This is a genomic window from Pseudothauera nasutitermitis, from assembly GCF_004801295.1.
Taxonomy (GTDB): domain Bacteria; phylum Pseudomonadota; class Gammaproteobacteria; order Burkholderiales; family Rhodocyclaceae; genus Pseudothauera; species Pseudothauera nasutitermitis.
In genome coordinates, this window is the sequence record NZ_SSOC01000002.1 from 391,997 (window position 1) to 412,760 (window position 20,764).

Here is a 20,764-nt window from a genome sequence, read left to right on the forward strand (position 1 = left end):
ACACCCCATGCCAAACATCCAGATTTTCGACCCGGCGCTGTGTTGCAGCACCGGCGTATGTGGCGTTGAAGTAGATCAAAACTTGGTGAATTTCGCTGCCGATTTGGATTGGGCCAAGCAAAACGGTGCCCAGGTCGAACGCTTCAACCTGGCTCAACAACCCCTTGCTTTCGCCGAAAACCCAACCGTGAAGGGCTTTTTGGAACGCTCAGGCCAAGAGTCGCTGCCCTTGATTCTGGTTGATGGAGAGGTGGCCTTGGCCGGCCGCTACCCCAGCCGAAACGAATTGACCCGCTGGGCTGGCATCGAGTCGCTCGAAGCCTCTTCAGCAAAAGACACTTGCTGCTCTGGTGGCCGCTGCTGCTGAACAAGGAGATTCCATGCACTTTCTGACCCAGCCGCCCCGTTTTCTTTTCTTTACCGGCAAGGGGGGAGTCGGCAAGACCTCCATCGCCTGTGCAGCGGCCGTGCAACTGGCAGCCCAGGGCAAGCGCGTGCTGCTCGTCAGCACCGACCCAGCGTCCAACGTGGGGCAGGTTTTCGGTGAGCGCATCGGCAACCGCATCACGGCGATTGCCGCCGTGCCGAACCTGTGGGCACTGGAAATCGACCCGCAGGCGGCCGCACAAGCGTACCGTGACCGCATTGTCGGCCCGGTGCGAGGCGTGTTGCCCGATGCGGTCGTGGATGGCATCGAAGAATCCCTGTCGGGTGCCTGCACCACGGAAATTGCTGCCTTCGACGAGTTCACGGCCTTGCTGACCGATACGGCGTTAACGCAGGACTACGAACATGTCATCTTCGACACGGCTCCTACCGGGCACACCATCCGCCTGCTGCAACTGCCGGGCGCATGGAGCGGCTTTCTGGAAGCAGGCAAAGGCGATGCGTCGTGCCTGGGGCCGCTGGCGGGCCTGGAAAAGCAGCGCAGCCAATACAAGGCAGCAGTAGAAGCGTTGGCCGACCCCTTACGCACCCGTCTGGTGCTGGTTGCTCGCGCGCAGCGCACCACGCTGCGCGAGGCGGCACGCACCCATGAAGAACTGGCCGCGATCGGCCTGTCGCAGCAACACCTGGTCATCAACGGCGTATTCCCTGCCAGCGAGGCCAAGAACGATACGCTTGCCGCTGCCATCCATGAAAGAGAGCGGGCTACGCTGGCCGCCATTCCGTCGGCACTCCAGGCGTTGCCTCGGGATCAGATCGCGCTCAAGCCGTTCAACCTCGTCGGCCTCGAAGCCCTGCGCCACCTGCTGGTTGATACCGACGCTACGCATAGTGCCGATGCCATCGAACTGCCCGAGCAGATCAATGCGCCGGACTTGTCTGCGCTGGTCGATGAGATCGCCGCTGATGGGCACGGGCTGATCATGGTGATGGGCAAAGGCGGCGTGGGCAAGACCACGCTGGCTGCCGCCATCGCGGTGGAATTGGCGGGTCGGGGGCTGCCCGTGCATCTGACCACCTCTGACCCGGCTGCGCATCTGGCCGATACGCTGGAAGGTTCGCTGCCCAGTCTGGCACTCAGCCGCATCGACCCCCAGGAAGCTACTGCACGCTATCGCCAGCACGTCATGAATACCAAGGGCGCTCAGCTTGATGCCGAAGGCCGCGCTTTGCTGGAAGAAGACCTGCGCTCTCCCTGCACCGAGGAAATCGCGGTGTTCCAGGCGTTCTCCCGCGCCATCCGCGAGGGGGGACGGAAGTTCGTGGTGATGGACACCGCGCCCACGGGCCACACCTTGCTGCTGCTCGATGCCACCGGCGCCTACCACCGCGACATCGTCCGGCAGATGGGCGAGACGGACGTTCACTTCACGACGCCGATGATGCAGTTGCAAGACCCCAAGCAGACCAAGGTGCTCATCGCCACATTGGCGGAAACCACACCCGTGCTGGAAGCGGCCAATCTGCAAGACGACCTGCGCCGCGCGGGCATAGAACCGTGGGCCTGGGTCGTCAACAACAGCGTTGCGGCTGCGCACCCGCATTCTCCACTGCTGCGCCAGCGCGCACGCAACGAATTGCGGGAAATCGACGCTGTGGCCACGCGGCACGCTCAACGCTATGCCGTAGTGCCTCTTCTGACCGAGGAGCCGGTAGGGGTAGAGCGCCTACGGGCTTTGGCAAACTGGAAAATGTCATGAATCAAGGTAATTCCCAAAGCGGACATTCGCTGCCGAATCCTCCCGCTCGCCTGTCCTTCCTGGATCGCTATCTCACCGTCTGGATTTTCGCCGCAATGGCACTGGGCGTTGCCCTGGGCACGCTGTTCGACGGTTTGCCCGATGCGCTCAATGCACTCTCGGTCGGTACGACCAACGTCCCTATCGCCATCGGTCTGATCCTGATGATGTACCCGCCACTGGCCAAGGTGCGCTACGAGACGCTGCATGAAGTCTTCGCCGACAGGCGCGTGCTCCTGCTGTCTTTGGTGCAGAACTGGATCATCGGGCCGGTGCTGATGTTCGTGCTGGCGGTGATCTTCCTGCGTGACCAGCCGGAATACATGACCGGCCTGATCCTGATCGGGCTGGCACGCTGCATCGCTATGGTGCTGGTGTGGAACCAGTTGGCGCGTGGCGACAACCAGTACGTCGCGGGGTTGGTCGCCTTCAACTCGATTTTCCAGATCCTGTTCTTCTCGACCTACGCCTGGTTCTTCCTGTCGGTGCTACCGCCTGTATTCGGCTTGCAAGGCAGTGTCATCGACGTGGGCTTCTGGACGATCACCGAAGCGGTGCTGATCTACCTGGGCATCCCGTTCCTGGCCGGCTTCCTGACCCGGCGCACACTGATCCGGCGCAAGGGACAGGACTGGTACGAGCGTGCCTTCCTGCCCCGGATCAGCCCCATCACTCTGGTGGCGCTGCTGTTCACCATCGTGGCAATGTTCAGCCTCAAGGGCGCCGACGTGGTGCGCTTGCCGCTGGACGCGCTGAAGATCGCCGTGCCGCTGACGCTCTACTTCGTGATCCAGTTTCTCATCAGCTTCTTCATGGGCCGGCTGATCCAGGCCGACTATCCACGCACCACCGCCATCGCTTTCACCGCCGCGGGCAACAACTTCGAGCTGGCCATTGCCGTGGCCATCGCAGCATTCGGCCTGGCCTCACCCGTCGCCTTCACCACTGTGATCGGGCCGCTGGTAGAGGTGCCGGTGCTCATCCTGTTAGTGCATGTTGCCTTGCGGCTGGGCCGCCGGTGGCGGTTCACTGGAGCAAGCATGTATTCCACCAACCCCACGAATCTCTGAATCGAAGCAAGGGTATGAGCCAAATTACCATCTATCACAACCCCGCCTGCGGCACATCGCGCAACACGCTGGGCCTGATCCGCAACAGTGGCGAAGAGCCGACGGTCATCGAATACCTCAAGACGCCGCCCTCGCACGCAACGCTGGTCAAGCTGCTGGCCGATGCCGGCTTGAGCGTGCGCGACGTGCTGCGCGAAAAAGGCACGCCCTATGCAGAGTTGGGCCTGGCCGATCCGAAATGGACGGATGACCAGTTGCTCGGTTTCATCGGGCAACATCCCATCCTGATGAACCGGCCCATCGTGGTCACACCGCTGGGCACGAAGCTGTGCCGCCCTTCGGAAACCGTGCTGGACATCCTGCCGCAGCCGCAGCGCGGTGCATTCAACAAGGAAGACGGCGAGCCAGTGGTGGACGCACGGGGGCAACGTGTCTGATTCCCGTATCGACTTGCCGAACCTCGACACCACGCTGTTCCAGCAACCGGACAGGGATCGACTACTGACGCCCGAGCACGCCATGCACGCGCCGCGCTTCCTGCTGCTTTATGGCTCATTGCGCGAACGCTCGTACAGTCGCCTTGTGGCCGAGGAAGCTGCACGCATCCTGCGTGCGCTGGGCGGTGAAACGCGGTTCTTCAGCCCGTCGGGCCTGCCGCTGGTGGACGATGCTACCGAAGATCACCCGAAGGTCAGGGAACTTCGCGAACTGGCGCAATGGGCCGAAGGCATGGTGTGGTGTTCGCCTGAGCGCCACGGCGCGATGACCGGCCTGATGAAGACGCAAATTGACTGGATTCCGCTATCGTCCGGCGCGGTGCGCCCGACCCAGGGCAAGACGCTGGCGGTGATGCAGGTATCGGGCGGCTCGCAGTCGTTCAACGCGGTCAACCAGATGCGCGTGCTGGGCCGCTGGATGCGGATGCTGACCATTCCGAACCAATCCTCGGTCGCCAAGGCGTACCAGGAGTTCGACGACGCCGGACGCATGAAGCCCTCAGCCTATTACGACCGCATTGTGGACGTGATGGAAGAACTGATGAAGTTCACGCTACTCACGCGCGACGCGGCTCCGTATCTGGTGGATCGGTACAGCGAGCGTAAGGAAAGCGCCGAAGCATTGAGCCGGCGCGTCAACCAGACTGCGATCTAGAACTACGCTCAAGGCTCGTCTGTGCGCTGATCCCGCTGCTCGATTTGCAACCGTGCCCGTGCTGTCGCCTGCTGCAACCGCTCGCCCAGTACGGCACGCGGCGGCAACGTGGTCAGGTACTCGGCGACATGGATGCCCGATTTATCCAGTTCCAGCAATTCGATCTGCTCGCGCTTCTTGCCGGTGCAAAGGATGATCCCCAGCGGCGAGGCCTCTTCCGGCTCCCGCTCGTGCTTGTCCAGCCAGCGAAGATAAAGCTCCATCTGCCCCTTGTAGGCCGCCTTGAACTCGCCGATCTTCAACTCCACCGCCACCAGCCGCCGCAGCTTGCGGTTGTAGAACAGCAGGTCGAGGTGGAAATCCTCGCCGTCAATCTGGATGCGCTTCTGCCGAGCCACGAAGGAAAAGCCCGCGCCCAGCTCAAGCAGGAAGGATTCCATTTCGCGGATGATTGCCGCTTCCAGGTCGGTTTCCTGCCAGCTATCTCGTAAGCCCAGGAAATCGAGGATGTACGGGTCGCGCATGACCAGGGCAGGTGTCATGCGCTGCGCATCGCGCAGGGTCGCCAGTTCCTGCGCGATGGCTTCTTCCGGCTTTTGGGACAGCGCCGTGCGCTCGTACAGCATTGAGTCGATACGCTCGCGCAACGTCCGCACGCTCCAGCGTTCGGCGCTGGCCATCTGCGCATAGTAGTCCCGCTGGAGCGGGTCTTTCAGTGGGATCAGGGCGATGAAGTGTGTCCAGCTCAATTGTCGTATCAGTGATACGACAATTCGCTCGTCCGGGTAAGCGGCGGCGAACTGCACCATGCGGCGCAGGTTCTTGATCGAAAAACTGCTGCCGTACTCCTTCACCAGTTGCGCCGCCAGGGTGGACACGACTTCTTCGCCGTAGTCGGCCCGACGCCCCTCCAAGACCTGCGTGTGGATGCGCTGGCCGATGCGCCAGTAGAGCATCGTCAGTTCGCTATTCACCGCCGAGGCGGCGCGCTGCCGCGCCGCCTCAATCAGTGCCCGAATGTCGCCCAGCAGCGCCTTCGGCGCTGCTGGCGGCACGATGGATGCCTTCCGCCTGGTCATGCCCGCGCCTCCGCCGTGTTTCGCGTGCCGGTAATTGACTGCCGCCGGCTCGCCACCAGATCGGCCGCGTCACGCACCGGCTTGTCCTCGGTGTGGACGTAGTGCATGAACATCGCCACGGTCTTGTGACCCGTCAGCGCCATGCCTACCTTGGTCGGCACGCCCGAATTGGCAATGTCGGTCGCGGCGCGGTGGCGAATGCCGTGCGTGCCGACATGCGGCACGCCAGCGGCCTTGAGCACCCGGCACCAGCCGCCGTAATACTCGCCGTGGGTCAGGTGCTTGGTCGGGTCATTGGGCGACGGCAGGACGTAGGGGCAGCCCTCCCGGCGCGGTGCCGTCGAAAGCAGCCGATAGGCTTCCTCACTCATAGGCTTGGAAATGCCACCGGTCTTGCTGTCCGGCCACACCACGCGCCGCCTCTCGAAGTCCAGCCAATCCCATTCGAGCGGGCAGATTTCAGAGCGGCGACCGGAAAACTCGAATTGCAGGCGGATCGCCAGCGGGATGACGTAGTTCTCCGTTTCCTCCGGCTCCAGCTCTCCCGCTTCCATCTTTTCCAGGTGGCGAAAGAGCAGCACCAGTTCGTCATCTACGATGAGCCGGGTTTCCTTGCCGGGCGGGAACATCGGAACATGGCGGCACGGATTCGTGCCGTCAGGGCGCAGCCCCCACACTTCGGCCAGGTTGAACATCTTGCGCAGCACGCCGAAAGTGCGGTTGGCCTCGGCCGGCTTGTAGGCCAGCTTCTTCATCAGCGCAGCTACGTCCGGGCGCTTCACGTCCTGCACCTTCATCCGTCCCATGATCGGAATGATGCAGCGGTCAATGACGCCCTGATAGCCGCGCTGCGTGCTGGGCTTGTTGCGCTGCTTGGAGTAGTCCTCCATGAAGGTGGTGCAATATTCCTTCATGGTCGGAGCCTTGCGGGCGGCCGACTTGGCTGCGCTGGGGTCGCCGCCCCGGCGAACCTCGGCCAGCCAGTCTTGCGCCATCACGCGGGCCTGCTCCACGGTCAGCTCCCCGAACAGGCCCAAGGCGGGCTTGCGGCGCTCACCGGCATTCGTGCGGTACTGGAGCATGAACACCCGGCGGCCCGCCGGAGTAATCTTGCATAGGAAGCCGGGCACCACGGTATCCCGCAGTTCGACGGCCTTGGCCTGGGGTTGCGCCGACTCCACGGCGGTCTTGGTGAGTTTGATTTTTGCCATGATGACTCCTCGGAAACCTCGGTTTCCAAGAGCCGTATGGGGGCCACGAGGACGGAAACCGGGTCAAGTTTCGGAAAGCACCGGCATATGTTGAACTCGCCTAAGTTATTGATAAACCTGCTGTAGCGGGCTTGGGCGTAGTCCAGCGAATTACCGGGCTGGAGTCATGTTGAAATAAAAAAAAGGATTTGGCTCAATTCCTAAAAACGGCACCCAGAACCGGGTGCCGTTTCTTTTCCCGCAGCCGTTCGGGCTCACTGCGCGCCGAACACTTCCCCCTGTGTCCGCGCGTCGAGGATGTTCTCGGCCCATTGCTCCAGTTTGGCCGAGGCGGCCTTTTGCAGACGATCGGTGCCGGCGGTATCGAGCGGATCGAAGCGGCGGATGAACTGGCGGGAAAGCACGGTCAAGGTAGCTGAACGACAGGAAGGAAAAACGCTCGCCGCCGAGTTCCGGCCGCTCGCGGATACGCCGGCTGCCGGCTTTTTTCGGCTGCGCATCCGTCGGCACATCGTCGGCAAGCGCTGCCCCAAACCTTGCACTCGTCATGCTTTCATGGAAAATGCAAGTACCGGCACACGTCTGGAGTCCCTGCGATGGAACATTGCGACCTTGTCATGAAGGGCGGCATTACCAGCGGTGTCATCTACCCCAAGCTGATCGCGCGCCTCGCCACCAGGTACGAATTCAAGAACATCGGCGGCACCTCCGCCGGTGCCATCGCCGCAGGGGCCTGCGCGGCCGCCGAATACGGCCGCCACAACGGGCATCCCCAGGCTTTCGATGAACTGGCGAAGCTGCCGGAGCAGTTGAGCGAGCCGACCACCCCCGATGGGCGGTCGAAGCTTTTTTCCCTGTTCCAGCCCGCCGATGCGCTACGGCCGCATTTTGCCGTGCTGGTCCGCGCCCTGAATACCCAGCCACCGGATGCAGTGCTGGCGGTGCTGATCGGGCTGGCGGGCATGTACAAAGGGCTGCTGGGCATTGGCCTGGTACTGGGCAGCCTGCTGTGCTGGCCTTTCGTTGCGGCATTCTCGCCGGCCACCGGTTCGTGGCAGACCTCCGTGCTGGCCTTGTGCATGATGCTGCTGGTAGCCGGTTTCGTGGTGGCCGGCTTCAACCGTGTGCTGCACGGACGGCCCTGGCAAACCGTGCTTCTGGCCGCCACGCTGGTAGTGCTGATCACGCTGCTGCTGGCCGGAGCCACCGGGCAAGCCGTGCGCTGGCACCAGCCGGCCCTGGCATTGGGCATGGTAGTGGTCGGACTGCTGTTCCTGACCCTGCTGCTCACCCTGGCGAGCGTGCTGTTTGCACGCGACCTGCTGGCCGGCCTGCACGGCAACTTCTACGGCCTGTGCAGCGGCCAGACACCGACCCAAACCAGCGAAGCCACCCAGCAGGGCCTGACCGACTGGCTGACGGCCTACTTCGACGGGCTGGCCGGCCTGTCGCCGGAAGACGGGCCGCTCACCTTCGCCCATTTATGGGGGCACGACGGCAACGATCCCACCTGCAAACGCGCCATCAACCTCGAAGTGATGACCTCGGCGATCAGCCAGCAGATGGTTTATGGCATTCCCTTCCGGCCCGGCACACCACCGTTCTATTACGATCCGGAAGAATGGGCGCGGCTGTTTCCGAAATCGGTGATGGATCACCTGGCAAGCTTGCGGCAACGCGACGCCGGATCCGACGGCGGCGAAACCGCATCCCTGCAGGTTGAAAGCCCCACCGGCAAACCCTTGTTTCCGCTGCCCAGGGATGGCGCCCTGCCGGTCGTGGTGGCCATACGGATGAGCCTGAGCTTTCCCGTGCTGCTGTCGGCCGTGCCGCTGCATGCCATCGACTGGAGCCTCAAGGAAAGCAAGATACGCCGCCAACAACGGCTACCGATTCCCGCCAAGCGGGTCTGGTTTTCCGATGGCGGCATCGGCAGCAACATGCCGCTGCACATGTTCGACGCGTTGCTGCCCGGGCACCCGACCTTCGCCGTCAACCTGAAACCCGAGCATGTGGACCACCCTATCGCCACGCCCGAGCAACCGGACAACAACGGCGGCCGCATCTACCTGCCCAACGACAACCGGGGCGGTCGCCAGCGTTACTGGCCGGATCCGGAAGACAAGACGCCGCTGGGCGGACTCATCGGCTTTGTAGGCAGCATCGTCAATACCATGCAGAACTGGCGGGACGAAATCATGTTCCCCTACCCCGGCTTTCGCGACCGCATCATCCAGATCAGCCAGCGCACGGATGAAGGCGGGCTGAACCTGGACATGCCCGAGGCGAGCATCACGGCCCTGGGCAACGCGGGCGAAATGGCGGCGGACAGGCTGATCGACCGCTTCCATCCCGAAGGCGGCCAGCAGGGCTTGGGCTGGGACAAGCATCTGGAAGCGCGGCTGGCGACCTTCCTCGGCACGATGCAACCGGGCAGCGCTGCCCTGGCCCCGGTACTGGACGCCACCATCTGGCGCGTCATCGTGGAGGAACGTTTGCCTAGATACAGCAAGGCTAGGCGCAAGCTGGCGACGGATTTCCTGGAGGGTGTGCAGGCACTGGGCAAGCTGGGCCAGCCGCGCGGTATTTCTCTGGACAAGGATGCGCCACGGCCGCTGGCGCAGGTGAGGATTGCGCCGAGGATTTGATAGCAGTGTGGAGATGACCGCTTGTCGGCCGGAGCTGCCTCTGAGGGTGATTCGACTCGATGGCCGGTGTGGCGTGGATTGCTGTCGTTGACGGAAAGCGTGGCTCGAAGGTAAGTTGGCCCGGCGGCGAGTTTACCCATTCGCTTCACTGCTTTCACACTGATAAATAGGGGGCAGTGAAGAAGGGCTCATTCAGCGAGGAGCAAATGTGTCGAATAGATTTTGACGCCGATGATGACTGAAACATGACAGCTTCAATTCTGCATCATCGTCAAATGAAGTACTCCTCATTTTCTACACTATCACAAGCAATGCTTCCGCACGTTCGTCAGAAGTTTCCTGTATGAAGGCGGATACCAGCCGGATCACTTGGTGTGTAACGTAGGTGAGGTGGTGATTCATGTCGGCTTTCACCCAAGTGGCGGGCGATCCATGTGAGACTTGGCGGCGCGCGCAATCGTCGAGATACGCATCGCCAATGCAGTAGCTGCGTCCCCGGAACCGCGAATCGGATCGAACAAGGGCGGCAAGATCATGGTATTGGGCATAGTCTTTTACTGGGTGAAGCAGTCCGTGTCCCCGAAAATAGAGAATCTTGTCCCCGGCCGTGTACCGTATCTTCGCATTCATGTACTTGTTCGGCCCAAGATCGCTGAAATCCGGATGAATCACACCGTAGTCGCCATAGATGGGTTTGAAATCGTCCGGCATGTCGCGCCACAGGGCTGACCAGAGGTGAAGTTCGGTCCTGGTTATCTCTTTCATGTCGTCCTTTCCCACCTCTGTCACCGTCTTGAGGGCGGATGATCCGGCAACGATCACGCTTCGGTAGTCACGGATGCGCTCGTTGTGCCACAGGAAGGAAAACACGACATCGACAATTTCAGAAACCGTATTATCGCCCACATTTTCAAAGTCCAGCACAAGATCAACGTCCTGTGCTCGAAGTCCCATCTGGGCGGTACGTTCAAGAATTGTTCCCCAGGTTTCATCAATGAGGTAATCCGCCAGATCGTCGCGTCGCAGGCGGAATGCGAATCCCTTCCCAAAGGTCGCGGCAAGTTTGCCGAATTCATCCCACAGATCATCATTCCGTTCCAAGCCATAGACCGGGGTAACGGTGCGCCCCAGAGACTTCAGAAGGCGATATCCGTAAATGGTTGCGTTAGTCCCATCCTCAAGGATTTCGTCGGGAAGCAGTCCGAAGAAGTCAACAAAAACTTCTCCAAGCGGTACATGCTTCATGACGTAATTGCAGAACTTGAAAACGTGCTCCTCAGTCCTGTTCTTCCGGGGATTAGCTGGCATTGCCTCTATGAGAGGCTTGACAATGTCCCGCACGCTTGAGCTGAGCGCCCCTACCGCGCGAAGATCATTGAGTTTTCCTTTGATGATAGGCACATACACGGGAACTGAGGTCATTCTTCCTTCCCCTCGTCTTGCAGAAGATCGTCGAACTGTTTGCGGACTTCGCCTTGTCCAAGAAACTCGCGGAATTGATTGTATTTCCCGCTTTCGAACTGAATACGACCGGCGACAATCGCCGGGTGAATATGGAGTTGGTCAGCGAGTTCCTGAATCGACTCGCGCGAAGGCGCAAGCCGTGCTGGGCTGCGTTCCCATACGGCCCTCTTGATGAGGGCGTCACGCGCTACTCGGTTTGCTTCGTTCTCTTTTGCGTCTGGAGTGCGTTCGGATGTCGCGATGCGTTCGATCCTGTCAACGAAGGCACTCCCCGATTCGTTCAAGTGTCTCCACACATGCGCCACTTCATGCAGTAGCGTAAACCAAAAATAGTCGATGCGGTCGATGCGGAGCGTGAGACCGATCACCGGTCGCCCGTTTGTGGAAAGGAGTGCCGCGCCATCAAAGATCGCATTGCGGAGTCGTTGTTCAATGACCACTACGATGCCAAGCTTTGCGAGAAACTCAACGGCGAGGCGAGGGCCATTGTCGAGCCAACTGAGCCGGGCAAGATCGCGGAGCGTCTCAGCGGTGATCTTGGCCGGATCGAACTTGGGCAGCGAGGCGCCAGCTTCACGCGCCCGCATGAGGATCCGGGCCGTCCAGGCCAACGTCGGGTAGTATGACTTCTCGTCGATCGCAATGCCTTGGAATCTGCGCCGGAATAGTACTGCTTCCGGCTCTTTGGGAAGGACCTGGGCTAGGAAAGACTGAAGCCGCTCCTGCACTGTTGCACCGGTGACGCGAACGCTCTGAAACCATCCTCTGCGCTCCATCTCCCTCACGGGAAATTGTTTCCAGTCGATTGTTTCCCGATCCGTAACGGCAATAGGCACTTGGTTTTTCGGAAGTTCCGATCCGATGAGCACATCCGCCGGGATACCAAGGCCGACGGAGAGGGCGCGGATCATCTGCACGGTGAGCGGGCGTTTACCGGCGAGTACTTCGGAAACGCGGCTTCGGCTGCCGATCATGGATACGAGGTCGCGCTGACGAAGCCCTTGTTCGGCCATCCTAAACTCAATTACCTCAAGCGGATCAAGCTCATCAAACGTGAACGCACGCTTCTCGTAGTCCTCAATGAGGACAGCAAGCAGTTCCAGGCGTTCAGCTTCAGCCGTACCCGAACACGGGTCCAGTGCGACGAGAGACTCAGCCTCCTGGAGTGCTCGGGTGTGTTCCGCTTTCGTCCGTAAGACCTTATATTCCATTCTAAAACTCTCGTTTGCTGTATTCGGCGTGTGTTCCGATCCACTTTACGGCCACCACCCCAACGTTGAATGCCATCTGGGCCACCAGTCGGTACTCATTTCCCCGCACATTGAAAATCACGACGTTCTCCGGGAGGAAACTAGCCGACACGTATCGCGCCTTGATGTCGTGCGTCGTCGCCCACTGGCTCTGCTTCGCATCGCTGAGCCAGTTAGCGATCCACTTCCGGCAGTCAGGATGTTCCCTGCAAAACTCGTTCAACAAACCAAGGCCCATCACTCTCATGAAGGAATTGCTCCATAGACATCCGCCCCTCAGATGTGTTCCAGATATGGAACGTCGATCATTGTTCCCAAATGTGTAACACCTGTCAACAAACACATTATCAACGTCGAACTCCTCTGCTGCCTCCCTGATAGTCCGCCCCAATGGCCCGCCTCTTGGCAAACGTCCAGCTCTGATCAACACATGGTTCCCGGTCTGAATCAAACGGCGGGGCGCTGGCGCCACGGGCGTCGGCAGTGTGGAGGCCGAAGTGTGAGCTCGCAGGAGAGGCGCGGCCACGCGCAGTCGAAGCACCAACGACGGCAAATCCCACTACACCGGGCGGCCAGTCAAATCCCGACCATCGGCCGCTTCGGCCGATCAGCAGACTCTCTTTCTTCTCAGTTCCGCCCCCCATCAACTCCTGACCCCATTACACTCCGGAAACGGTAAGTTGGGGAGCGCACTTGCACGCAGCAAGCTATGCCGCCTTCTTCAGTTCTGCATCCAGCGTCGCGAGCGGCGAGCCCCAGCGACGGGATCGGCGCCTACCGTTCCCGCAGGGCATCCAGCACGGCCTCGGCGTAAGCCACATCGTGGGCTTGCCGTAGGCCAGCAGGCCGGCACACTGCTACCGAGTTGTCGAGCACGAAGCTCATGCCCGGCCTTCGCTGATCAACGCCTTGATATCTACTCCCTTGACGGGCTGCGCAGCACACATGAACTGGCGCATCGCTTCGACGGCCGCCACAGCATCCGCTTGCTTGCCGCCTTCGGCCGGTACCAGATCGGCAACCGGCCGCCACGCAGGGTAATCGTGTAGCGCTTGCCTGCCTGCACGCCGCGGAGCAATTCCGGCAACTTGGTCTTGGCCTCATACGAGCCGATTTCAAGACTCATGGCGCTCTCCGGTTGGTATAGACCAGTCCGAAGAAACCAAGGACGGTTTTCCCGGAGGCAGGCCGCGCAGCACCGGCCAGTAGGGTTCAGTGGTAATCCTGCTCGCGTTGATGGCGAATGGCCAACACGATGGCAAGGTCGGCTTGTTCGTCGTAGCTGTAGAGCGCCAGATAGCCGGTATGGCCGCGCGAGATCACGAGTTCGCGCAGACCTTGGGGCAAGGGGCGGCCCATGCGCGGATGGCGGGCCAGGACGGAGAGTGCATCGAGAATCAGGTCGGTCGTCTCCACCGCATGCGGGGGGTCGGTTTCCAGCAGGAAATCGACGAGGCGTTCCAGATCGTCGGCCGCTTCCGGTGCGAGCAGCCAGCGGGTCATGTGCTGGATTCCCCATCTCCCAGCGTTTGTGCGGTAGGCCGGGGCGCTGCCGTGCCACGCACCCGGGCGCGCAGATAGTCCGCGAAGGCAGGGCCGTCAAAGACCTGGCCACTGCGGATCACTTCTTCGCGCGCGCGCAATGCACGGGCGACGAATTGATTCTGCGCCTCGGCCCTTTCCAGTTCCGCACCGATGGCCTTGACCATGAAGGCGTGCGGCGTCATGTCCTGACTTGCGGCGGCCTCTTGCAGACGCTGGCGGGTGGCTTCGTCGAGCTTGACTGACAGGTTGGGCATGGCGAACGCTCTCCGTTTAGGTATTGAAATCCTACTACCTCGACTACCCTGCAACAAGGCAGTACAGCGCTGTCCGGCTTCTCCCGGCTCATTCCTCTCGCGATACCGATTCGCCCCTCACCGCGCCCGCAACCACCTCGTTGGCAGCGTGGCGAGCAGCATGCCCAGCACGGCCACGCCCAAGGCGAGCAGTTGGGTGCCGTTGAGCGTTTCATCCAGCACCAGCACGCCGACCAAAGCGGCAGAAATCGGCAGCATCACGGTGAATACCCCGCCCTGCGCGGCGGGGATGGTTTTCAGGCCGGTCATCCATAGCCATACCGTCCACATGCAGGCGGCCAGCGCGTAGAACAGCAGCAGCACCCACACGCCGGGGGTGACCGCACCGAAATCGAAACGCAGCGCGAAGTAGAGGCCGAACGGGGTGGATAGCGCGAAGCCCCACAGGTTGATCAGCGCGGTGATGCGCTTGGCGCTCAGCTTGCCGGTGAGTTTCTTGCCGATCACCGAATAGGCGGCTTCGCAGACCACGGCCGCCAGCAGCAGGGCCTTGCCCAGCAGGGCGCGGCCGCCGCTTCCGTCATCGGCGCCGCCGGCTTCGCCGCCGTAGCCGGCCATCGCCAGCAAGGCGATACCGAGCACCGCGCAGCCGATGGCGATCCAGGTGCGCGGGCTGATGCGTTCGTGCAGGAAGCCCCAGCTCATCAGCGCGATCACGGCGGGGATGGAGGCCATCACCACCCCGGCGGTCAGGGCGTTGGTGAGGCTGACGCCGGTGATCATGCAGATGGTGAACAGGAAGTTGCCGAGAAAGGATTCCAGGAACAGCAGGCGGCGGGTCTGCCCGCTCATCGCCTCCTCTTCCGCCGGGCGCTTCAGCCAGCCCAGCATGGCGACCCCGCCGATGCCAAAGCGCAGCCAGGCCAGCAGCAGTACCGGAAAGGTGGCCGCCAGCGGCTTGCTCAGCGCGACGTAGCTACCGACGAGCGCCATGCTGGATGCCAGGCAGAGCATGGCGATGGGGCGGGAGGTGGTGATCGAGGACATGGGGAGGACACCAGCTGCACCGCCACGGCGTGCACCGGAATGGCGCACACCGGGCAGGCAAAGGCTGCATTCTGCCATCGCCGCCGGACTCCATGAGAGTCGCCGCAACAGCACCGCCCCCTGCCCCGCTCGCCTTTCGTCTGCCGGCCGTTGTGGCGCATCATGGCGGACGGCAAGTCTTGGCGGGAGCGTTTTTTCGATGGCAGGTAGACAGGATGTGGCGCGCTTCATCGCCAATTATCGCGACGAAACCGACAGCGCGGCCTTGTACCGGGCGATGGCGGAAGCGGAACCCCAGGGGGAGATCGCCGAGGTCTATCGGCGGCTGGCGCGGGTCGAGGAAACCCATGCGGAATTCTGGCGGCGGCGCATCGAGCAGGCTGGCGGCCGCGCACCGCAGGGCATCGGCTGGCGCACCCGGGTGCTGATCTGGGCCAGCCGGCGTTTCGGCGCGCAGAGCGTGCTGCCGCTGGTGGCCGACGACGAGGCGCGCAACCGTACGATGTACGACGGGCAGCAGGAAGCCGCCGGCACCGCGCTGCCGGAGCAGGAACGCTCCCACGCGCGCATGTTGTCGCTGCTGGCCAGCCGCTCCAGCCGGGGCTGGAACGGTGCGGCCTACTCGCGCCTGGAAGGCCGCCACGGCGCGGGCGCCGCCAACAACCTGCGCGCCATGGTGCTCGGTGCCAACGACGGGCTGGTGTCGACCTTCTGCCTGATCATGGGGGTGGCCGGTTCGGCCGCCAGCGCGCAGACCCTGCTCGCCGCCGCGCTGGCCGGCATGCTGGCGGGCGCCTGCTCGATGGCGATGGGCGAATGGATCTCGGTGCAGAGCGCGCGCGAACTGCAGGAAAGGCAGATCGCCAGCGAGGCCGAGGAACTGGCCGAAGTGCCCGCCGAGGAGCAGGAAGAGCTGACGCTGATCTATCAGGCCAAGGGCTTCAGCGCCGAAGAGGCGCGCCAGATCGCCGCGCGGGTGATCGGCGACAAGGATTCGGCGCTGGAAACCCTGGTGCGCGAGGAGCTGGGCATCAACCCGGACGACCTCGGCGGCTCGCCGATGGCCGCTGCGGCCTCGTCCTTTCTGGTGTTCATCGTCGGCGCCTTGATTCCGGCGCTGCCGATGTTCCTGGTGGCCGACGACCAGCTCGTGCTCGCCAGCCTGCTGGCCTCGGCCACCGGCCTGTTCGCGCTGGGCGCGGCCATCGCGGTGTTCACCGGCAAGCACCCGCTGTTCTCCGGCCTGCGCCAACTGGCGATCGGCCTGGGCGCGGCCGGCGTCACCTACGGCATCGGGCACCTGTTCGGCGTCGCGGTGGGCGGCTGAGCGCAGGACGGGCGGAGGCGCCACCGCGCCTCCCGCCATGAATGGCGGGGCTTGCGCTCGAACCGTGGTCAAGCATCGCGCCATGCGACGCGCAGCGGTCTGTCCATCCAGCAATAGTGGATCGGGCCGAGGCGCCAGGGCAGCCTGTCGAGCAGCACATCATACGCACGCGCTTCCACCCGCAGATGCCAGCACTCCTCTTGCTGCGACAACCCGCCCTGGCGCTGCAGGAAGGACTGACGCAGCCCCTCCAGGGAGGTGGCCCCCACTGCCGTCCAATTCTGGCGCATGCCGTGGAGCATCTGCTCGACGGTATTGCATTCATGCCCGCTCAGTTCGCCAGTGCTGCCCAATTGCCAGCCGGGGTCGATTCCGCAAAGCACCTTGCCGAGCACCAGGCCGGAATCGTCTGCCTGGTTTTCTCCATACACCATGAACTGCAGCAAGCGCACCGCGCGCGCCGCTGCCGTGGAATCCACGAATCCGCTCTCGGTGGACAGATTGAGCATGGAGAACAGGCACGGCAGAAAAGGCCCCGCCAGCACCTGGCCCGCATCGCCGATTGACCAGCCGTTTTCTTCGGACATGTTCCCGCCTTTTTCCGGCCGATTACCCGGAACGCTCGAATGGTTCGCCGGGGCGGCCCGCCGGTGCCTCCACACAAGCCGCCGTCATGAGCTCTCCATCTGCTGCTGGAGGGCGATCTCGATGAATTCGGCCGGCCACCTCAGGGCAACCAGCACGGAGACCCGCAGGGTGCCTTCCAGGATGTCTTCCGGCGTCATGGTCTCGCCAAGACCGACGCGCACCGAGAACGCATCGCTGGGCACGGCGCCGGCAAGCCCTCCCGCCTTCCAGATGCCGATCAGAAAATTCGACACCATGGACCTGACCGTCACCCAGGTACTCGCGGTGTTGGGCTCGAAGACGTAAGCCTTGCAGGCGAGCCGGATCGATTCTTCCAGCATGATCGCCGTGCGCCGGACGTTGACGTAGCGCCAGTCGAGGCTGTTGCCGTCCAGCGTGCGAGCGCCCCAGACCAGGGTGCCCACCCCATCGAAGAAGCGGATGGCATTGATCGATTTGCCATCCAGGCTCACGCTCATGCCGTCCTGCTCCTGGCTGGAAAGCATGACGGCAGGAATTCTTGCCATGGAAACCGGGACGTTGGCGGGCGCTTTCCAGACGCCCTCGGTGCAATCGACCTGCGCGTAGATGCCCGCCATGGCACCACTGGGCGGAAGCAGGTTGAGGCGTTCCACGATGTCCTCCACCACCGTCCGGAAGACCCGGCTCATTGCGCGCATCTGCCGCTCGTCAAGCTGCTCCCTCGGGATGCCAAGCTCTTCCTCGACCCTCGTCAGCAGCAGCTCCGCGTTTTCGATGTTATGCAGGCCGAAGTCCTTCGATTCCACGGCGGAGGTGTGCAGCCAGGGATAGTAGGCCGCGCCGTGGCCGAGGTGTTCGGTACCGATGGCATCGCGAAAATTCCGGATCGCATCCCGCTCCGGGTCGAAGCCGTTTTCATGTTCGGCGGGGACGTCGAGGATGGCGAAACGCTTGGGGGCGTGCCCCCCGCAGAACGCCAGAACCGCCCGCTGCAGGGCCGCGCACTCCTGGTCGTTCAACAGCACGGCGTCGGGCACGGCCACCAGCATCGGCTCCCCTTCCTGGCGCAACGGCGCAAGGCCGCCTTCGAGCGCCTGCAGCTCGACGCCTTCCCGATAATCGCCGACGGAGACCACGTAGCATGGCCCGCCGCCATTGGCGAAGAACAGGCACATGCTGTAGTACAACAGATGGCCCACGGAAACCCGGTGCAGGCAGTAGTCCTCGCCGAGATGGGAAAAGACCGTTCTGCCGGCGGAATCCGCCGCCTTCCGGCGGATTTCGAATCTGGGCAGCGGGGCCCCGCCAAAGCATTCCCGGTATTCGGCCAGGCTGGAAATCCGATACGGGCGGTTTCTCAGCGATTTCCCTTGGGAATCGGCTTTTTCGGTGTACCCGATGAAAGCCGGAACCGCCGTATCCACCGCGGCGGCGCTGGTTGGAAAGTCATCCTTTTCCAGGATGTATACACCGGGGGTTTTGCAAGCACCGGGCGGCGTCATGGGAGGCCCTCATTTCGACTGGAATCGAATTGTAGACAGCATAGCGCTGCCACACGCGCCGGGCGCCGCCGGCCGGGAGGGCCCGATGGAACGCCCGGCTCCGGCCGGATCAGCCACGCAGCGCCTTGCGCCGACGGCCCTCGGCATCGGCCACCTTGAGCGCGGCGAGCACGCGCTGCGGGGTGATTTCCGTGGGTTCGTTGTGGATGGTCTCGCCCGGCACGCAGGCCGCCGCGGCGGCGATCAGCAATTGCTCCCCGGTGACCTTGCCCAGGCCGATGTCGGCCAGCGTGGTGGGCAGGCCCACGGCTTCGCTGAAGTCGAACACGGTTTCGATGAGTTCGGGCTTCTGGTCGGCCAGGAACATCATGGCCTGGATGCCGATGGCGACTTTCTCGCCGTGCCAGGCGTGATGGCTTTCCGGCAGCGCGGTGAGGCCGTTGTGGATGGCGTGCGCTGCCGCCAGGCCGCCGCTTTCGAAGCCCAGGCCGGAGAGCAGCGTGTTGGCCTCGACGATGTGCTCCAGCGCCGGGGTGACCACGCCCTGCTCCGCGCTCAGTTTGGCGAGCGGGCCGTACTCCAGCAGGGTTTCATGGCACAGCCGGGCCAGCGCGTAGGCGGTGAGCGGGCCCTGCCGGCCGGTCATGTTGCTGCCGCGCGTGGCACGGCAGTGGTCGGCTTCGAACCAGGTGGCGAAGGCATCGCCCATGCCGGCGACCAGCAGGCGCACCGGCGCGCGCACGATGACGCCGGTGTCCACCAGCACCACGTCCGGGTTGTGCGGCAGCACCAGATAGCGCTTGAAGCTGCCGTCCGGCTGGTAGATGACCGACAGCGCGCTGCACGGCGCATCGGTGGACGCCAGCGTGGGCACGATGACGGTGCGTGCGCCCAGCGCGTAGGCCACCGCCTTGGCGGTATCCAGCGTCTTGCCACCGCCAATGCCGACGATGACGTCGGCGCCGTCCTTTTCCGCCTGCGTTTTCAGGCGGGCCACTTCCTCATCGGAGCATTCGCCGCCGAAGCGTACCGGCACCCAGGGCAGGTGCTGGCCCAGGCCGGTTTCGATTTCCGGCATCAGATGTTCGAGCACGAAGGGGTCGCAGATCAGCAGGGCCTTGCGGCCCTGGCGGGCGGTTTCCTCACCGAGCACGGCCAGCGCGCCCGCGCCTTGTACGTAGCGGCCAGGGAAGATCGCGGTGGTGATCATGATGGATTCTCCTGTTGCGGCTTAGGGAATAATTCCAGTTTGCGCCTCCCATACGGAGGCGTATTGACACGTATCAACCCACCCCCTCCCCTGCGCCTCAAAAACCTCCGCTTTGTGCCGTTAATACGGTTAGGCCGGCTTCTTGTCCGGCATAGCCAACCAAGCACCACGGGGCACACGCCATGACTTCTCCACTGATCCCCCAGGGTATCTGGGCCAAGGCGGCTTCCACCCGCGAGGCTGCCGCGGGCAACGCCTCAACAACGGGCCGGCGCGCGGCCGAAGCGAATCGCACAGAAAGCGTCGCCCTGCCTTCCGTGCGCGTCACGCTCAGCAATACCGCGCAAAAGCAGATGAAGGCCTACCAAAGCCTGTCGGCAGCGTTCAACAAGGCCTTCGACGACATCCGCGAGGCGCGCAAGGCCAGCGCGCGCCAGCGCATCGAACAGATCAAGCAGCGCATCGAAGTCCTGAAGAAGCTGGTCGCCGCGATGGGCGCGGCGGCCTCCAAGGCCGTGCTGCGCGAGATCAAGCAACTGGCCAGCGATCTGAAGCAGGCCGCCAGCACCCTGAAGGAAAGCAGCGGAAGCGCGGGCGGCTCGGCGGTGAGCGTCGGCAACGTGGCAGCCGCTGCCACGGAAGAAACCACCGGCTCCACCGCAGCCTCGGGCGCCGCCGGCGACACGGGCCAGGCGGAAGCCGCCGCAGCGACGGTGGCGGCGCAAGCAGCCGCCAGCGCGCCGCCGCCAGAGGCCGACCCCGACGCGGATCGAGGCGGCCAGGAAGCGGAAAAGCTCGCCGCTGCCGCCACGGAAGAAACGGAACAGCCCCCCGCAGACCAGGCCGTGGACGGCGAGGAAGCTGCGCAGGATGCCGAGCAGCAGGCGCGCAGCGCCGCCGAGGAAAGCCGTACCGAGCGCCAGCGCGAGGCCAAACAGCGCGCGGAAGACGCCAAGCTGATCCGCGATGCGATCCGCGAGTTGAAGGCCCTGCTGGCCATGGTCCGCCACGCGGCGCAGAACGACAAGGAAGCACGCAAGGACGTCGAAGCCATCGAAGCGATGATCCGCGACAGTGAGGAGGCCGCCCGCGACCTGGACGGGGGACTGCCTTCGATCGACGTCGCGGGCATCGACGCGGCGGCAGCCGACGCGGGTGCCGGCATCGATGCGGCGGTCAGCGTGCCGGCCGCGCTGTGAGCCGGCGGCGG

Annotated in this window: 21 protein-coding genes; 8 read left to right on the plus strand and 13 right to left on the minus strand. The window is 63.2% G+C overall.

From position 1 onward, the window contains the following. The first annotated feature begins 7 nt into the window (after nucleotides 1–7). Genes arsD through arsH form a run of 5 tightly spaced genes read left to right on the plus strand, consistent with a single transcriptional unit; the run spans nucleotide 8 to nucleotide 4,408 of the window. Entirely contained in the window at nucleotides 8–367 is a 360-nt protein-coding gene (gene arsD / locus E6C76_RS05950; RefSeq protein WP_073673101.1) for an arsenite efflux transporter metallochaperone ArsD, read from the plus strand. Nucleotides 368–380: 13 nt separating this feature from the next. After that, nucleotides 381–2,147: an arsenical pump-driving ATPase gene (gene arsA / locus E6C76_RS05955; RefSeq protein WP_136347325.1), complete on the plus strand. Its 1,767-nt coding sequence runs from the start codon at nucleotides 381–383 to the stop codon at nucleotides 2,145–2,147. Then, nucleotides 2,144–3,256 (plus strand): ACR3 family arsenite efflux transporter, encoded by a 1,113-nt coding sequence (gene arsB, locus E6C76_RS05960; RefSeq protein ID WP_136347326.1) that lies wholly within the window; start codon nucleotides 2,144–2,146, stop codon nucleotides 3,254–3,256. The genes arsA and arsB overlap by 4 nt, the downstream gene beginning before the upstream one ends. 14 nt (nucleotides 3,257–3,270) lie before the next feature. After that, nucleotides 3,271–3,693: an arsenate reductase (glutaredoxin) gene (gene arsC / locus E6C76_RS05965; RefSeq protein WP_136347327.1), complete on the plus strand. Its 423-nt coding sequence runs from the start codon at nucleotides 3,271–3,273 to the stop codon at nucleotides 3,691–3,693. After that, complete coding sequence (gene arsH, locus E6C76_RS05970) at nucleotides 3,686–4,408, plus strand: arsenical resistance protein ArsH (RefSeq protein WP_136347328.1); 723 nt, start codon at nucleotides 3,686–3,688, stop codon at nucleotides 4,406–4,408. The genes arsC and arsH overlap by 8 nt, the downstream gene beginning before the upstream one ends. An 8-nt stretch (nucleotides 4,409–4,416) precedes the next feature. Here the strand turns inward: arsH and E6C76_RS05975 are convergent, their stop codons facing one another. From E6C76_RS05975 to E6C76_RS22015, 3 genes are all read right to left on the minus strand, one after another. Further along, nucleotides 4,417–5,487, minus strand: a complete 1,071-nt coding sequence (locus tag E6C76_RS05975) for a PDDEXK nuclease domain-containing protein (protein ID WP_136347329.1) — start codon at nucleotides 5,485–5,487, stop codon at nucleotides 4,417–4,419. Next, nucleotides 5,484–6,698 carry a tyrosine-type recombinase/integrase gene (locus E6C76_RS05980; protein WP_136347330.1) on the minus strand — a complete coding sequence of 405 codons (1,215 nt, stop codon included), beginning with the start codon at nucleotides 6,696–6,698 and terminating at the stop codon, nucleotides 5,484–5,486. Before E6C76_RS05980 ends, E6C76_RS05975 begins: the two co-directional genes overlap by 4 nt. Before the next feature lie 254 nt (nucleotides 6,699–6,952). Next, a complete protein-coding gene (locus E6C76_RS22015) occupies nucleotides 6,953–7,108 on the minus strand; it encodes a hypothetical protein (protein ID WP_168734255.1) in 156 nt (51 codons plus the stop codon). Between the two features lie 186 nt (nucleotides 7,109–7,294). Here E6C76_RS22015 and E6C76_RS22695 point away from each other — a divergent pair, with 186 nt between their 5' ends. Further along, complete coding sequence (locus tag E6C76_RS22695; protein WP_136347331.1) at nucleotides 7,295–9,346, plus strand: patatin-like phospholipase domain-containing protein; 2,052 nt, start codon at nucleotides 7,295–7,297, stop codon at nucleotides 9,344–9,346. Nucleotides 9,347–9,640: 294 nt separating this feature from the next. Here E6C76_RS22695 and E6C76_RS05990 read toward each other — a convergent pair whose 3' ends face one another. The 7 genes from E6C76_RS05990 to E6C76_RS06020 all read right to left on the minus strand — a co-directional run bounded on the left by E6C76_RS05990 (nucleotide 9,641) and on the right by E6C76_RS06020 (nucleotide 14,906). Beyond that, a complete protein-coding gene (locus E6C76_RS05990) occupies nucleotides 9,641–10,768 on the minus strand; it encodes a beta family protein (protein WP_136347332.1) in 1,128 nt (375 codons plus the stop codon). Then, a complete protein-coding gene (locus E6C76_RS05995; RefSeq protein WP_136347333.1) occupies nucleotides 10,765–12,021 on the minus strand; it encodes a helix-turn-helix domain-containing protein in 1,257 nt (418 codons plus the stop codon). The genes E6C76_RS05990 and E6C76_RS05995 overlap by 4 nt, the downstream gene beginning before the upstream one ends. A gap of 1 nt (nucleotide 12,022) precedes the next feature. Beyond that, nucleotides 12,023–12,307, minus strand: coding sequence for a type II toxin-antitoxin system HigB family toxin (locus E6C76_RS06000; RefSeq protein ID WP_136347334.1), 285 nt, complete (start codon nucleotides 12,305–12,307; stop codon nucleotides 12,023–12,025). Between the two features lie 669 nt (nucleotides 12,308–12,976). Next, the gene (locus tag E6C76_RS06005) at nucleotides 12,977–13,186 is read right to left on the minus strand and encodes a type II toxin-antitoxin system Phd/YefM family antitoxin (protein ID WP_230976167.1); all 210 of its coding nucleotides are present in this window, start codon (nucleotides 13,184–13,186) and stop codon (nucleotides 12,977–12,979) included. 86 nt (nucleotides 13,187–13,272) lie between these two features. Continuing rightward, nucleotides 13,273–13,563 carry a type II toxin-antitoxin system RelE/ParE family toxin gene (locus tag E6C76_RS06010; protein WP_136347335.1) on the minus strand — a complete coding sequence of 97 codons (291 nt, stop codon included), beginning with the start codon at nucleotides 13,561–13,563 and terminating at the stop codon, nucleotides 13,273–13,275. After that, a complete protein-coding gene (locus E6C76_RS06015) occupies nucleotides 13,560–13,859 on the minus strand; it encodes a CopG family ribbon-helix-helix protein (protein WP_136347336.1) in 300 nt (99 codons plus the stop codon). The genes E6C76_RS06010 and E6C76_RS06015 overlap by 4 nt, the downstream gene beginning before the upstream one ends. A gap of 117 nt (nucleotides 13,860–13,976) precedes the next feature. Then, nucleotides 13,977–14,906, minus strand: a complete 930-nt coding sequence (locus E6C76_RS06020) for a DMT family transporter (RefSeq protein ID WP_136347337.1) — start codon at nucleotides 14,904–14,906, stop codon at nucleotides 13,977–13,979. 199 nt (nucleotides 14,907–15,105) lie between these two features. Between E6C76_RS06020 and E6C76_RS06025 the strand changes: the two genes are divergently transcribed. Further along, the gene (locus tag E6C76_RS06025; protein ID WP_136347338.1) at nucleotides 15,106–16,233 is read left to right on the plus strand and encodes a VIT1/CCC1 transporter family protein; all 1,128 of its coding nucleotides are present in this window, start codon (nucleotides 15,106–15,108) and stop codon (nucleotides 16,231–16,233) included. Between the two features lie 68 nt (nucleotides 16,234–16,301). Here the strand turns inward: E6C76_RS06025 and E6C76_RS06030 are convergent, their stop codons facing one another. The 3 genes from E6C76_RS06030 to E6C76_RS06040 all read right to left on the minus strand — a co-directional run bounded on the left by E6C76_RS06030 (nucleotide 16,302) and on the right by E6C76_RS06040 (nucleotide 19,554). After that, nucleotides 16,302–16,895: a contractile injection system tape measure protein gene (locus tag E6C76_RS06030; protein ID WP_331000003.1), complete on the minus strand. Its 594-nt coding sequence runs from the start codon at nucleotides 16,893–16,895 to the stop codon at nucleotides 16,302–16,304. Nucleotides 16,896–16,904: 9 nt separating this feature from the next. Beyond that, the gene (locus E6C76_RS06035; RefSeq protein ID WP_136347340.1) at nucleotides 16,905–18,344 is read right to left on the minus strand and encodes a phage tail sheath family protein; all 1,440 of its coding nucleotides are present in this window, start codon (nucleotides 18,342–18,344) and stop codon (nucleotides 16,905–16,907) included. A gap of 109 nt (nucleotides 18,345–18,453) precedes the next feature. Further along, complete coding sequence (locus E6C76_RS06040; RefSeq protein WP_136347341.1) at nucleotides 18,454–19,554, minus strand: glycerol dehydrogenase; 1,101 nt, start codon at nucleotides 19,552–19,554, stop codon at nucleotides 18,454–18,456. Between the two features lie 182 nt (nucleotides 19,555–19,736). Between E6C76_RS06040 and E6C76_RS06045 the strand changes: the two genes are divergently transcribed. Continuing rightward, nucleotides 19,737–20,753, plus strand: coding sequence for a hypothetical protein (locus E6C76_RS06045; RefSeq protein WP_136347342.1), 1,017 nt, complete (start codon nucleotides 19,737–19,739; stop codon nucleotides 20,751–20,753). Nucleotides 20,754–20,764: the final 11 nt, after the last annotated feature.

What these genes read in the sequence shown, in the direction of transcription:
- E6C76_RS06000 (WP_136347334.1), bottom strand. Translation starts at nt 12,307, where the DNA reads ATGAGAGTGATGGGCCTTGGTTTGTTGAACGAGTTTTGCAGGGAACAT.
- arsB (WP_136347326.1), top strand. Translation starts at nt 2,144, where the DNA reads ATGAATCAAGGTAATTCCCAAAGCGGACATTCGCTGCCGAATCCTCCC.
- E6C76_RS06035 (WP_136347340.1), bottom strand. Translation starts at nt 18,344, where the DNA reads ATGACGCCGCCCGGTGCTTGCAAAACCCCCGGTGTATACATCCTGGAA.
- E6C76_RS06010 (WP_136347335.1), bottom strand. Translation starts at nt 13,563, where the DNA reads ATGACCCGCTGGCTGCTCGCACCGGAAGCGGCCGACGATCTGGAACGC.
- E6C76_RS06040 (WP_136347341.1), bottom strand. Translation starts at nt 19,554, where the DNA reads ATGATCACCACCGCGATCTTCCCTGGCCGCTACGTACAAGGCGCGGGC.
- arsA (WP_136347325.1), top strand. Translation starts at nt 381, where the DNA reads ATGCACTTTCTGACCCAGCCGCCCCGTTTTCTTTTCTTTACCGGCAAG.
- E6C76_RS05990 (WP_136347332.1), bottom strand. Translation starts at nt 10,768, where the DNA reads ATGACCTCAGTTCCCGTGTATGTGCCTATCATCAAAGGAAAACTCAAT.
- E6C76_RS22695 (WP_136347331.1), top strand. Translation starts at nt 7,295, where the DNA reads ATGGAACATTGCGACCTTGTCATGAAGGGCGGCATTACCAGCGGTGTC.
- E6C76_RS05980 (WP_136347330.1), bottom strand. Translation starts at nt 6,698, where the DNA reads ATGGCAAAAATCAAACTCACCAAGACCGCCGTGGAGTCGGCGCAACCC.
- E6C76_RS06005 (WP_230976167.1), bottom strand. Translation starts at nt 13,186, where the DNA reads ATGAGTCTTGAAATCGGCTCGTATGAGGCCAAGACCAAGTTGCCGGAA.
- arsD (WP_073673101.1), top strand. Translation starts at nt 8, where the DNA reads ATGCCAAACATCCAGATTTTCGACCCGGCGCTGTGTTGCAGCACCGGC.
- E6C76_RS06025 (WP_136347338.1), top strand. Translation starts at nt 15,106, where the DNA reads ATGGCAGGTAGACAGGATGTGGCGCGCTTCATCGCCAATTATCGCGAC.
- E6C76_RS06015 (WP_136347336.1), bottom strand. Translation starts at nt 13,859, where the DNA reads ATGCCCAACCTGTCAGTCAAGCTCGACGAAGCCACCCGCCAGCGTCTG.
- E6C76_RS05995 (WP_136347333.1), bottom strand. Translation starts at nt 12,021, where the DNA reads ATGGAATATAAGGTCTTACGGACGAAAGCGGAACACACCCGAGCACTC.
- E6C76_RS06045 (WP_136347342.1), top strand. Translation starts at nt 19,737, where the DNA reads ATGACTTCTCCACTGATCCCCCAGGGTATCTGGGCCAAGGCGGCTTCC.
- E6C76_RS06020 (WP_136347337.1), bottom strand. Translation starts at nt 14,906, where the DNA reads ATGTCCTCGATCACCACCTCCCGCCCCATCGCCATGCTCTGCCTGGCA.
- E6C76_RS05975 (WP_136347329.1), bottom strand. Translation starts at nt 5,487, where the DNA reads ATGACCAGGCGGAAGGCATCCATCGTGCCGCCAGCAGCGCCGAAGGCG.
- arsC (WP_136347327.1), top strand. Translation starts at nt 3,271, where the DNA reads ATGAGCCAAATTACCATCTATCACAACCCCGCCTGCGGCACATCGCGC.